The following is a 12,833-nucleotide window of genomic DNA, read 5'->3' as shown; positions in this document are numbered from 1 at the left end:
GCGTCGCCAGGCAAGCTGGCGGAAGCACTTTATTACACTTGGATCAAAAAGCGTTTTCGGGTTCAAGAATAAATAAAAGGAACAAACCCTAAAATTCAGTAATTTCCTTTTATGCTATTGATTATTTCAATCCCTCTGGAACTAATGTCATACAGGGAATATTTTACAGGCACCTGCTTGTTTCGCATTTTCTGGACGTAAATATACTGGCTGGTCCTCCCGACACTAAGGTTTTCTTTCACCAGGAAACGGATAAGCCCGGCAACCATGTAGCCGGTAAGCCTGTGGGTAAGTTCGTAGGAATCCTCGTCCATGACGAAGAAGCCCGTACAGCCGTTTTTCATAAGGATGATACTTATTGAGCTGAACTTGTCCGCAAATTCCTTGATATCGTGGTCAATGGCCATTACCCCGATGTTGTCAAGGACCACGACCTCGACATCAGGGCTCATGCCGCTCAGGTGGTCGAGAATGTCTGCATCTACCGTACTGAGCCCCTTCCCGAATTTTGAGAAACTTTTGATCTTGTTAATTTTTTCCTCGAAGATGTTCTTTATGATAAGCTGCCCGTTTTCAACGAAGGGGTCAAGGTCGAGCCCCAGGCTTTTTGCCTGCTTGAGGAGGTCTTCCGTGAGTTCCCGGGTAAGGATCATAACACATTTCTTGCCTTCCGCACAGCTCCTGTGCAAGAATTGCAGCCCGAGAATGGTTTTTCCGGAACCCGGAGGGCCCGTGATAAGTACGCTCCTCCCCTTAGGGTATCCGCCATCTATCATCAAATCAAGCCCCTCAATCCCGGTAGATAAGCTCTCCATTTTATCACATCTTTAACGGTAAATAATTTTATAACTGTACATTATTCTTGACTGTGAATCGTTAACTGTGAATCGTTAACTGTGAATCGTTAACTGCGAATCATTAACTGCGAATCGTTAACTGTGAATCGTTAACTGCGAATCATTAACTGCGAATCATTAACTGCGAATCATTAGCTGTAAATAATCATTAGCTGTGACCATCGACTACAAACAATTTCTAGCTGTGGCTCAGTTTCCATTTATTGCATAAGCCCTAATAACAGATATATTCTCCCTAAAAAGTTCCCCTGAACATTCTTCCTAAAAAGTTCTCCTGAAAATTCTTTCGAAAAAGTCCCCCTCAAAATTCTTCCTCAAAAGTTCCCCTGAAATTACATACTATACTTCTTATTCAATATATTTTTCTTTAAACTCTGAAATCTGTTTACTGCTTCCGACGACAGCAATCACGTCCCCTGCCCTTATTAAAGTCTTCTTAGTGAGATCAGTCATGGCAAGGCCCCCGCGTTCAATGCCTACTATGGTGCATCCGATCTTATTTTCAAGGTCCAGGGTCCCGATTGACTTTTTATCCATGTGAGAGCCCTTTTCCACATGATGTATTTCGATTTCTATGCCTTCGTAGAGCATTATATCTTCATCTATCCTGCAGGACTTTCCCACACAGCTGGCAGTCATTTTGGCAAGCATCTGCCCTGCCACGATGGAAAGGGACCCTACGTAATCCGCCCCGGCCTTGTAGATCTTGTCGATGGACTTTACGGAGTTTGCCCTAGCTACGATGGTTGAGTTCGGATTAAGGCTTCTTGCAATCAGGGTTGCAAAAATGACGTTCGTATCGTCGTTCAGGGCCACGAAAATAAAGGATGCCGTCTTCACCCCCGCTGAAATGAGCACTTCCTCGTCGGCTCCGTTCCCCACGATATGCTCGAAGTCTGCGTATTCGAAGACCTTTTCATCCGAATCCACGACGACAAAACGAAAAGGTCCGCTCTTGAGCACCTTTACGAGGCTCTTTCCGACGTCTCCGTATCCCAGCACGACCAGATGTCCCTTTGGCTCCATTTTTCACTCCGGAATCTTCAGATCGAAATCATCAGATTCATTCTTTGACTTTATAATTGGCAGTTTTTTCTCTGCCTGTTATGTTCTGAAACAATAAACTTTTTTTGTTACATTGCCAGGGAACCTGATCCGGGAAACGGGCTCAATGGGTTAGTTTTTTCAGTTTTGAAAGCTGTTCGGGGGTTCCCACGGCCAGGAGAACGGAATTGTCCCGGATCACATCGTCCTCTTTTGGGTCAAAGGAAAGAGTCCCGCTTATCCAGATCCCAACAATGCGTGCTCCGGTAAGCCTCTGGCTGGAAACGTCCTTCAGGGTCTTTCCTATAAGGGGGCTTTTCAGGTATATGGGAAATTCGGTGATGTGTACCCCTTCAAAGATTTCGGTTGCTCCGGTAACCCTGCTCACAAGCCTGTCCATAGCCTTTCTCCCTATGAACTGCCCGAACATGGACTTGGGGGATACCACGGTGTCGGCTCCGGCATACTTGAGGTATTTGGAGTTGGAGCGGTCCTCTACGATGGCAATGATCCGGAGGTGTTCGAACTCCCGTGCAGTCAGCACGATATTTGCGTTCCTTTCATCGGACTTGTTTGCAATCAGGATCCTGGCCTTTTCGACATTGGCGTTCAGAAGTGTATGTTTGTCGCTGGGGACCCCGAGGATGCAGGGGATATCTTTGTAGGCGAGTTCCCTTATAAGTTCCGTATCATCGTCAACTATCACAAACAGGATATCCTGCGCAGCCAGTTCATCTATAAGGGTTTCCACAAGCTGGTTGTATCCGCAAATGATGATGTGCTCTTTCAAACCGGGGGGGGCCTTCCTGGGAAGCCTGAACTTGATTGACTTGTCCAGCCAGGGCATAATCACGTATGTCAGAAAGAAACCGGAAATCATGATAATGCCTACTACCTGCACGAGCACCGAAAAAAGCTGACCTGCCAGGGAAGTAAAGACAATGTCGCCGTAACCTACCGTCGCAATAGTAGTGGTTGCCCAGTAGATAGCAGTTATCGGATTTGCATGCTCGGGCTGGCCTTCCAGGACCATCAGGTACTCGAAGAGAATGATATAAATTATTACCATAAGCAAAGCTGCAATCTTGTAAGCTGAATGAGGCCTTTTCCTCATTATTTTATGAACTTTCGCCTTGCCTGCAGGTCTACCGGATCTTGGAAGAGCCATTAATACACCTTGTTTTCAAACACCCTGTTTTCATTATTACTGTTATAAGTTAGCGGGGATATCTTATAATTATTGTGAAAGCCGGTTAACATGGCACCTCAAAAAAGAAAATAAAATATCCGGAGCTTTACGGATAACAGGCCCCGAAACTTCCAGTCCCGAAATTTCCAAGCTCCACCGCAGTGTCCGGGATATTAACTGAAAAATTTCATTTCATTTCATTTCAACCACTGCCCTATGAACGGCCCGATTATCATAAAGATAAACGAGAACAGGATCAGCATTGAGAAGGTTGCTGAAATAGAATTGGAGACTCTTGCAGAGACGTCTTCCTTTCCTGTAATCCGGTACACAAGGGAGTAGGTGTAGTCCTTGAACACGTGACCCCCGTCCAGGGGTACCGCGGGCAGGCAGTTGAAGAGCCCCACATAGAAGTTCAGCCAGCCTATCCAGAGCAGGGTATTGGCTATCCAGAAGATGCCCACTCCAAGGGGTTCGGCCCAGCCTACGGGCTGGTAGAACTGGGCAATAGTGCCTGAAAAGCCGCGGAAACCTTCCCCTGCAAACCCGTAGATGGGAAGCCCGAAGAGGATCAGCCAGCCAGCAAGTCCTGTGAGCAGGGAGGGGATCTGTTTGAGGGCTTCAAGATAGTATTTTGATTGGGGCATCCACAGGGAAACGCCGAGCATCGGGCATTCGACAATCCCGTCCATTCCGTACATAACTCCCAGGAACCCACGCTCACTGTCAATGGAATGGGGAGCCAGTTTAACATCAAGTACAACCGTGCCGTTTTCCGTCAGGGCTCCCGTATAGTTTGCAGGGGGAAGCAGTTCCGCCCGGATGGTCTGGTTGGCCTGAGTATTTTCCATGAAATTTACAAAATCGGCGACGTCTTGTATCTCCGTGTCATCGAGCCGGATCATGGTCATCCCTTCCTCGAAACCGGTGGCTTCAGCAGGGCTTTCTTCCACAACCCCTCCAATCGGCACCCCATTGATGTGGCCGTCGGCCAGCTCGGAAGCTTCGATCTCATACACCGAAACTACTCCGTCTTCCAGGGCATGGATTTGTATTATGTCCCCGGACTCAACGGTTTCCAGGTAGTAAAGGACGTCCATGGCGTTGGTGATGTTGGTGTCATCTATCCGGGTTATTACCATGTCCTCCCGGATTCCTGCAAGGTCAGCAGGGGAACTTTCGTTTACACTCAGGACCATGGCATCACTCAGGGGAGCGATTGCCCCGAGCACGGGCCCGAAGAAGAGCAGTAAAGCGATGAAGGCAACACAGAAATTTGCCATCACCCCGGCAGCCAGGATTCTGGACCGCTGGGCCCTAGTTGCAATTTTTTCAGGCTCCTGAGCAGGTTTTTGTTCCTTGACTTTGAGAGGTATTTCCCTTTTCCTTTGCTCTTCCTGCCGTTCCCATTCTTCTATTTCATCAATCGAGGCAGTAAGAGGAAGTTCGTTTTCTTCTACTGGCTTTTCTTTTTTGCCGAAAAGTTGTTCTTCATCGGGTTCCGCAAAACCTCCGATAGGCACAAGGGCAAGCAGGATTCCCATGGACTTGACCCGGATGCCTTCCACCCGGCAGAGGATTGCGTGGGAAAACTCATGCACCACGAGAGTGACGATTAGCGCAATAACTCCCCAGGTAAAGGGGATAAACTCGTTTAGGCCGGGGATAAGCAGGATATTCCTGGCAGCATTGTACTTGCCCGGTTCCGGGACGTTGTTGTTCAGGAAGGACGTGTACAGCGCAAAGTCTGAGATCGCTATTACCAGGAACATGGCAATCATGCCTACAAACATAAGCCAGATCCCGAGGTTTGCAAAAACCCGCCAGTAGAATTTGGGGCGGGCCAGGATGTCAAGCAGTTTGAGCCCTTTTGTGGTCCTGATCATAAGGATGGGCAGCGGACCGAAGGTGCTTATATTGTATTTTTCCAGAATTCCCCGCCTGTCCAGGATAGAGACAAGGAACCAGTACAGTATGAATATGCTTATTGCAATGCTTGTGCCACTCAAAGAAATTCTCCGAGAATATGAAATGATCTTGGGTATGAATCGAATTATTCGGAACTTAAAGCAAATAAAACGTTTTATTATATTATGTTATAGGCCAAATCTTGAGACAGTGCAGAAAAGTCAGAGGGCCAAATAGCAATCAAACAAAACATGTCGCATCTAAATCTGAGTAATTATATTAAAATCAATATATAAATACTCATGCCTGCTTTCCCGTACAAAGCCCATTTTTTGTAATTACCATTTATAATTTATCACAAGGTATAACACTTTCTATTAGCCTAAATTACTTATTGGCTTGAATTAATATTAGCTTGAAGTGATTTAGCTGGAATTACTTATTGGTTTGAAATTGTTGGTTTGAAATTGTTGGTTTGAAATTGTTGGTTTGAAATTGCTGGTTTGAAATTGTTGGTTTGAAGTGATTTAGCTGGAATTACTTATTGGCTTGAAATCGTTAAACAATAACATCATTTAAATTGTTAATGTTTCCGGAGGTTCCGGGTAAGATGCAGGGAATCGTATACATAACAACTGGGGACATGAAGAACGCTTCTACCATTGCAAGAGCGCTGGTCTCAAAGAAGCTTGCAGCCTGTGTGAACATGTTTCCCATATCATCGGTCTACACCTGGGAAGGCAAAATTGAGGATGATTCCGAAATTGCAATGATCGTTAAAACCGACTCTTCCCGCTTTGATGAGATCTGCAAGCTTGTAAAAGCCCTCCATACGTATGAACTGCCTGCGATCGAGTTCTGGGAGATCGGAGGGGAGCAGGAGTACCTCGACTGGGTACTGGTAAACAGTTCGGGAGAAAAAATAAACAAGTCAGGCGAGAAAAATTCCGGGGACCTCTAAGCCTGTTCCCGGAGTTTATAGGGGACAGAGATTCCGGAAAAGAGTTTTTCAAGAGAGAGCGTCCTTCCACCACCCGGCTCCGGGGGAAAACTTTGCTTTTCCTGTCGGCTCCAGGGCGTTGTATCTGCCCTGTTTACAGGATTAGCTTTATATGGTAGTTTCATCGTTACCATATTGGTACTCATCCATAAGCAGGAGTAACCAGACGGTCAACGGTTACAGGTTCAACATGTAATTAATTAGGAAGCCTGGAGAATATTTAGACCGAGAAATAAATCAATTGCGCGAGGGTTGCCGAGTGGTTAAAGGCGATGGGCTCAAGATCCATTCCCGCAGGGGTTCAAGGGTTCGACTCCCTTCCCTCGCACTAAACTTATTATAATTTTCTATTTCTGGGATTCTTGTTTTTGGGAAGATACTGCTTCATTTTCCAAATTGCTAATCACGAGTCTGCAGACCTGAATTAATTTAGGTCATTTCACTCTTTTGTTTCTGTTCAATACGGGGCACTACCAGCCGAAGTGGTAAATTTTGATATCGCTTCTTCAAAAGGGATTTCCTTTCTTTATACTCAATTATCTCCTTTATTAAGCCTGTAGTGGTGATTTGGAGGTCATATATTGCCTCTTTCTGTTCAGCGGTCAGATAGTCCTTTACATCGGATTCTGATGCAAGCCCATGGTCTTCTTTGTACTTTTTCGAGCTTCTTTTAAGCTCTTATATAAAGTGCGAAGTGTATCTTCCTTCTTTTTGATTCTCAAACCAAACAGTTAAGTTGTTTTCGCAGCTTTACATATATCCCTTCTTTCGGCTTTGTAGAAAACCTATCTAAATCAACCAGTAAAGGATTAGCTGTAATTCCCCTGTTCAGCTTTTCCCGAAATCTTTTTTCGACTTGCTTTATAGGTACCGGCATTTGCACCGATCGTCGAAGACGACCGGCTTTTCCAGAAGATGCATTAAAATGACTAAAAATAGTATAGATGTTCCCAAAAAAATATGTATGGATAACTAAAAAATCAGAATATGACGTGAAGTAAGTTGAATAAAACTAAAAGCCAATAATTGCAGTTTATTTTGCAGTCGCTTTTTTTCGGAAATTTCGGAAAGGGCCGCTTGCTTCGCAAGCGGTGAGGGCCCTTGTTACCGATATTAAGAACGAAAATTCTCGGAACTGGAATCATTAGTAAACCCGGTAACAAAAACCAGGGCCATTTCAAGCCATATACAGGATTTCTACAGAGCCCTTCTTTCAATTATTGATACTCTTCTTTCGAAATGACGACAATAATATTGTCCTGTCCTCAGGGCACGAAATTTTGGAAGAAATAAAACTGCGTTCACAACAGGGACGAAAAGCTGAGATAAGAAACAAAAGATGGGAAAAACGATAAAATCTGAGAAAAGAGTATCAATAGGCTTGAGTGTTGAATAATAAAGCTTATAAGGTGGTTCACAAGGGTTATCCTGCACCAATGAAGTGATTGCGGGATCAGGTTTGGAACCGTCCTGAATTTGCTCCATTTAACAGTCTGCACGCCAATGAAGTATATTACGGGATCAGGTTTGATACTGTCCTGAATTTGCTCCATTTAACAGTCTGCACGCCAATGAAGTATGTTACGGGATCGGTGAAACCGTCCTGAATTTGCTCCATTTTACAGCTTACTCCCCGGTGAACCATTTTATAATATGTGCGTAATATTATAAAATACTATCGATAAATTTGAAGTTTATTTATCCAGTTATGCACCCTTCAGCCAACCGGGTACTATTCTGCACCAAAATTGGATGATGAATTTTCTGATTGGGAATTCTCAAATAATGATTAATTTCCAAATAGCCTGCGGGTAAAAGATGAATCTTTAAATTGCTGCAATTCGTAATTTCTCAGCAAAGAATATAATAAAGTTTTAATTGTATACACCATTAGTATTTTGCAAAATTGTTGTAAAATCAGAGAGGGTAACCATGAAAATAATTGGAATATCATCAAGCCCAAGAGGCAAAAACAGTAGCACCTTAAAACTTCTGGACGCAGCCCTGGCTGGAGCCGCAAGAGCAGGAGCCGAAGTCGAGAAAATCGACGTTGCAAAGTTGAATCTCAAATACTGCACTGCATGCAATTCCTGCCATGAAACCGGTGTATGTTCAATAAAAGACGACTACCAGCCCGTAATTGAAAAACTTCTGGCCGCGGACGGCATAATCCTGAGCAGCCCCAATTACATAACAAACGTGACAGCTCAGCTCAAGACCCTTTTCGACAGATGTCCCCGTGTTATTCATGAGCAGCTCTTTGATGGGAAGTACGGCTTTTCCCTGACGACTGCGGGCAGCGGGGAAATAGATTTTGTCCTTGACATCATGAATAATTTTATGGCACACTGCGGAGGCAACTTCACCGGAGGAGTGGGCTGCTCAATGGCAGAGGGCCCCTCGGCAATGGCAGCAGCAATCGAAAAATCGCAGGGAATGGGTAAAGACCTCGTTGAAGCGATAAAGGAGAAGAGACAGTACCCGGAACAGGAAGCTGCACATGAAGCCTGGAGAGGACAGTTTAAGTATGTCATCCTTGCCAATAAAGAGCACTGGCCGCACAACTGCGACTACTGGACGGAAAAAGGCTGGATCTAACTTGACAAGCCAAATTTGAAGCCAAAGTAGAATCCAAATTCGAAGGAAAGGCAAAGTTGAAGTTTTCTCTTCAACTTCTGTTTCTTTTTATTCCATGATTTCTTTTAATCTCACACCGTTTTATTCTGATAAAGTGCTTTTTCTCCGGATTTTGCTTGCCAACTGAGTGAAAAATGGGGGATAGATAGATTCAAAAAAATAAAAAGTATAAGTACTTTGAAGCCCAAAATATTTCCGGGAGAGTTTGAACTGAAAAAAACGATCTGAAAAACGAGGAGATGCAAAAACGTGAATTTGAGGCGCAAAAAAACACTAGAGGCTACCGTAGCGTCAAAGAAATTAGCTTCAAAAAAATTAGGATCATAGACATTTAAGAGTGGGGGAAATGTGTCACGTAGTATACTTTTAGTTTTACTTCTCATATTTCTGGGACTGATTATCCAGCCTGCTGCGGGGGAAGTCGGCGGCTGGGAAGTAATCCCTGAAAATCCGGCTGTAGGAGATGGCCTGAAGATCAGGGGGAACGCTGAGCCCGGAGAGGAAGTCGGGATTCTGGTTTCTTTTGAAAAAACGGTTCCGGTCTACCTTAGAGAGTACAGTTACGAACTTGAGGGGATTGAAATCCTGGATTTCAACAACCAGGTCACTGTCAGGGCAGAAGGGGTAGAGGACCTGAACGTGGGCTGGAAAATGCTTTTCTGGAAAACGAACAGCTCCATATCAAGGGAAGGGACAGCCATTGCGTCCCATACAGGCATCCCTCCGGGGAATTACCAGTTTAATGTAGGAGGGTATGCGGAAAGGGAAGCTACAACCGTGAAGCTGAAGATCAGCGCCCTGCAAAGGGTGATGACAGGGTCCGACGGGATATTCAGCTATACATATTACACTGAAGCCTTGCCTGCAGGGGACTACGAAGTGAAGGTCGGCAGCTCAGCAAAGAAGGTAACCCTGAGTCCCGCAGGGCAGGGGATTAGTGAAGGCCCCAACCCTCCCAGGCAGGGAAGCCTGACCATCCATCCGGGGGAAAATACGGCAGCAGAAACGGACGGGGCAATAAGTGCGTCAGGGGCTTCCGTCCGGGATGAGGTCTGGGAAGAAAATGTGCCTGCCGAAGAAAAGACCCGGGAGACCGGGAAAAGCGAGGGCTTTTCGAATATCTCCTATCTGATGGCAGGAGTTCTCACGGGACTGCTCTTCCTTGCAGGGATATCAAAGACGAAAAAGGAGACGAAAAAGGGCAAGTGAACCGATTCTTCCGTTTTATTCCGGGGTCGGCCGCAAATAGCACCCCAAAATCACCCGGAGACTTGAGGGGAATTAAAAAACTTTAGCCCCAAACCAATCTTTTTTGAAAAGGCTATGCCCTTCACCCTATTTTCAAAAAACCCGCATGCAAAATAGAGAAAAATGTGAACAAAACCCTTTAAACCGCTTCACTGTGAACTTTTTTTAATTTTTAAAATCCGCTCATAAGCTTTATTATGAAACAGGACATTACAAAAAACAGAAGTTCGACGCAAAAAGTATTCACTAAGTTTTTGAGTTTTCACAAGTGTTTGATAGCTATAAGCGATCAACAGCTAAAATGATCAATATCAAGTGATCAATAGCTAGAAGTGATTGATAGGGGCCGGTTCCCGTCCGGCGTCCCCCTATCAATGATCCAACCCCACGAGATTGAGAGGAAACCCTTAAACTCTCAATCTACAGCTTTTTTATAAGGACTTGTCCATATATATCATAATCGATCAAAATTATTTGGCGCTACTGAAATATTCAATTCTTATTACTATTTTAGCGATGCCAAAAAATGTTAAGTCGGCTTTATTTTTTCCCAGCCTTGTATTTTTCAACGCCATTGAAATTTCAACCTGGAATCTCAGGAATAAAGATACCCTGAAACAGGAACTAAATAAGAGATCCTAAACAGGAACTAAAAAAGAGACCCTGAAACAGGAACTAAAAAAGATACCCTGAAACAGGAACTAAAAAAGATACCCTGAAACAGGAACTAAAAAAGAGACCCTGAAACATGATGAACTAAAAAAGAGACCCTGAAACAGGAACTAAAAAAGATACCCTGAAACAGGAACTAAAAAAGATACCCTGAAACATGATGAAATAAAACCTGAAACAGGAAGGGAAAACGGGATTAAACCGAAACTGGGCAGGAATGAAAAATAAAAAGGGAAGCTTGTTTCCCTTCAAATTACATACGCCTTGAGAGGTGGGAACCCGTTGAAACTTACGGAACTGTAGCTCTGGGTATAGGCGCCGGTGGTGAAGATATAGACTCTGTTTCCCTCTCTCAGGGTATGGGGAAAAGAGTATTTGTGGTCTTCATAGAGTATGTCCATGCTGTCGCAGGTAGGACCTGCCAGGATTACCTCTTCAGCGCAGCCTTTTTTTTCACAGTAGATGGGGTATTTGATGCACTCATCAAGGGTTTCAATTAAGCCCCCGAACTTCCCGACGTCAAGGAAGACCCATCTGTACTGGTTGAACCTGGCTTTTTTGGAGACCATTACGATTTCACTTACGATTATTCCGGCATCGGCGGTCAGGGAGCGGCCCGGTTCGATCAGGATCTCAGGCAGCTCGTCCCCAAAATCCTCGGATAAGAAACGGTAGATTTCCCTTGCATAGGTCTCAAGGTCATTGGTCGGGGAGAGGTATTTTGCCGGAAAACCTCCGCCCAGGTTTATCATCTTAAGTTTTATTCCCTTTGAAGCTGCGGCCTCGAAGAGGTATTTGCACCTGGCAATCGCACTGTCCCACTGCCCGATGTCTCTTTGCTGGGAGCCCACGTGGAAGGAAAGCCCGTAAGGTTCGAGCCCCAGTTTTTCAGCCTTCATGATTATTTTGTAGATCAGGTCAGGGTGCGCCCCGAATTTCCGGGAAAGCGGCCAGTCCGCTCCGTCGCTTTCCGTGAGGATCCGGAAAAAGACCCTGGACCCCGGGGCATATTTTGAAAGCTTCTTCATGTCGCTTTCCGAATCCGTAGCAAAAAGTCTGACCCCTTTTTCAAAGGCATAGGCGATATCCTTTTCCTTCTTAATCGTGTTCCCGTAACTTATCCTCTCCGGTTCCACTCCGAGACTCAGCAGCTGGTCAAGTTCGTAGACCGTTGCCACATCAAAGTTGGACCCCTTGTTTTTCAGGGAAAGGACTACCTCATCCAGGGGGTTTGCCTTTACAGCATAATGAATTTTTGCGAAAGGCATATTCTCTATAATTTTATCGTACATTCGCTCCACTTTCTGTAGATCCACGATCAAAAAAGGAGTTTCTTTATCCCGTGAAAATTTTTTGATCTTCTTGAACTCTTCCCCCGAAATAAATTCCTCCAGCGGAAACTCATAAGGCTCTTTTCTCATATCTGCTCCTTTGCCACCTTTAAACTGATTTGTAATTTTTAGTATTTTAGCGCTTTAAATCTATTTTAAACGATTTATAACCACTTATTTGAAATTAAATGGGTATAAATCAATTCAAATAGCATTTAAAGCATATAAAATTAATTATAATGATTTATTACTATTTTAAAAGCTTTAATTCGAAATATATTCAGTATAATTCATTATATTTTGAAATAAAGGTAGTTTAATTGCTTTAAATCAAAAAATATTTCACAAAAAGTTCTTTAAATCATCAAATATTTCTCAAAATCCCCCCTATTGTAAAAAAACCTTTTAATTCCCATTATTGGCCCGGGGCAGGAAATGAGCTCTTCCGGCTTTTCAAATTAATTGAGATTTAAAACCGCTGATGTTTTCGGAAGAAGAGCTGCTATGTAGTGCACCCCGGGGCCAGGAACTCCCCGGGCACAGGAACTCAGCAGAACCGGAATAGATTACGGTATTTTATCAAATCGAATTGGTGTGCGGTATTTTAGCAAATAGAATTTGCTGCATGACCAAAAACAAGTGCGTTAGAATCTCTTGAAAAATATAAATTTTTTTAGGACCACTCACAAGCTTTATTTTAAATGAAGACGTTAGAAAAAACAGGTAGGCAAGGTCAAAATTGTTGGAAAAGTAGTGGATAGGAGCCCGATGTTCCCACTTTCCGGCTCCTACCAATGATCCAACCCAGGAGATTGAGAGGAAACCCTTTAACTCTCAATCTGTGATTTTTTATAAGTAACTATGAATATATATCATAATCGCTTCAAATTCAATGCGAGTATTGAAATATATTATTCCATTGAATATTATAAAGATGGAATAATTTT

General features: G+C 44.0%; 8 protein-coding genes and 1 tRNA gene. 4 read left to right on the top strand and 5 right to left on the bottom strand.

Annotated features, from left to right (window positions below; genetic code table 11):
- Positions 1-95: 95 nt before the first annotated feature.
- From MSMTP_RS10225 to MSMTP_RS10210, 4 genes are all read right to left on the bottom strand, one after another.
- Positions 96-815 carry an RAD55 family ATPase gene (locus MSMTP_RS10225; protein ID WP_048178987.1) on the bottom strand — a complete coding sequence of 240 codons (720 nt, stop codon included), beginning with the start codon at positions 813-815 and terminating at the stop codon, positions 96-98.
- A 390-nt stretch (positions 816-1,205) separates the two neighbouring features.
- A complete protein-coding gene (locus tag MSMTP_RS10220) occupies positions 1,206-1,883 on the bottom strand; it encodes a TrkA family potassium uptake protein (RefSeq protein ID WP_048178984.1) in 678 nt (225 codons plus the stop codon).
- A 142-nt stretch (positions 1,884-2,025) separates the two neighbouring features.
- Positions 2,026-2,970, bottom strand: a complete 945-nt coding sequence (locus tag MSMTP_RS10215) for a TrkA family potassium uptake protein (protein ID WP_231582748.1) — start codon at positions 2,968-2,970, stop codon at positions 2,026-2,028.
- A gap of 317 nt (positions 2,971-3,287) precedes the next feature.
- On the bottom strand, positions 3,288-5,099 hold the full coding sequence (locus tag MSMTP_RS10210) for a site-2 protease family protein (protein WP_048178981.1): 1,812 nt from the start codon (positions 5,097-5,099) through the stop codon (positions 3,288-3,290).
- 509 nt (positions 5,100-5,608) lie between these two features.
- On the opposite strand from MSMTP_RS10210, the gene cutA reads away from it, so the two are divergent.
- From cutA to MSMTP_RS10190, 4 genes are all read left to right on the top strand, one after another.
- Positions 5,609-5,959, top strand: coding sequence for a divalent-cation tolerance protein CutA (cutA, locus tag MSMTP_RS10205; protein ID WP_048178979.1), 351 nt, complete (start codon positions 5,609-5,611; stop codon positions 5,957-5,959).
- Positions 5,960-6,243: 284 nt separating this feature from the next.
- A tRNA-Leu gene (locus tag MSMTP_RS10200) sits at positions 6,244-6,326 on the top strand.
- 1,604 nt (positions 6,327-7,930) lie between these two features.
- Positions 7,931-8,596: a flavodoxin family protein gene (locus MSMTP_RS10195; RefSeq protein WP_048178977.1), complete on the top strand. Its 666-nt coding sequence runs from the start codon at positions 7,931-7,933 to the stop codon at positions 8,594-8,596.
- 387 nt (positions 8,597-8,983) lie between these two features.
- Positions 8,984-9,844, top strand: coding sequence for a hypothetical protein (locus MSMTP_RS10190; RefSeq protein ID WP_048178976.1), 861 nt, complete (start codon positions 8,984-8,986; stop codon positions 9,842-9,844).
- 959 nt (positions 9,845-10,803) lie between these two features.
- Here the strand turns inward: MSMTP_RS10190 and MSMTP_RS10185 are convergent.
- A complete protein-coding gene (locus MSMTP_RS10185; RefSeq protein WP_048178974.1) occupies positions 10,804-11,976 on the bottom strand; it encodes a type III PLP-dependent enzyme in 1,173 nt (390 codons plus the stop codon).
- Between the last annotated feature and the right edge of the window lie 857 nt (positions 11,977-12,833).

The organism is Methanosarcina sp. MTP4 (genome assembly GCF_000970045.1).
Lineage (GTDB): Archaea > Halobacteriota > Methanosarcinia > Methanosarcinales > Methanosarcinaceae > MTP4.
Note: the sequence above shows the minus strand (reverse complement) of the source record. Positions and strands in the feature narration are given on the sequence as shown.